Raw genomic sequence first — 312 nt, 5'->3', positions numbered from 1 at the left:
AATGGATGTACAGGAACAGTAAGTGCTACAGTTACCCAGCCAACGGCAATGGGTGCAACAGTTTCACAGACAAATATTTCGTGTAACGGAGGATCTAACGGAACAGCAGGTATTGTTGTAACCGGCGGAACAGCACCTTATACATACTCCTGGTCACCAAGCGGCGGAACAGCTTCCACAGCTACAGGATTAGTAGCTGGAACTTACACGGTAACGGTAACAGATGCCAATGCATGTACAATCACCAGAACAGTAACGATCACTCAGCCTGCAACGGCAGTTTCAGGAACAACAGTGGTTACGAATATTGCT

1 protein-coding gene is annotated in these 312 nt (G+C 47.1%); it reads left to right on the top strand.

Annotated elements, in window-relative coordinates:
- A partial coding sequence (locus tag OEA66_RS20430) for a SprB repeat-containing protein (protein ID WP_267283145.1) occupies window positions 1-312 on the top strand: 312 nt, incomplete at both ends.

The sequence above is a fragment of the Chryseobacterium luquanense genome, from assembly GCF_026460945.1.
GTDB classification, from domain to species: domain Bacteria; phylum Bacteroidota; class Bacteroidia; order Flavobacteriales; family Weeksellaceae; genus Chryseobacterium; species Chryseobacterium luquanense.
Note: the sequence above shows the minus strand (reverse complement) of the source record. Positions and strands in the feature narration are given on the sequence as shown.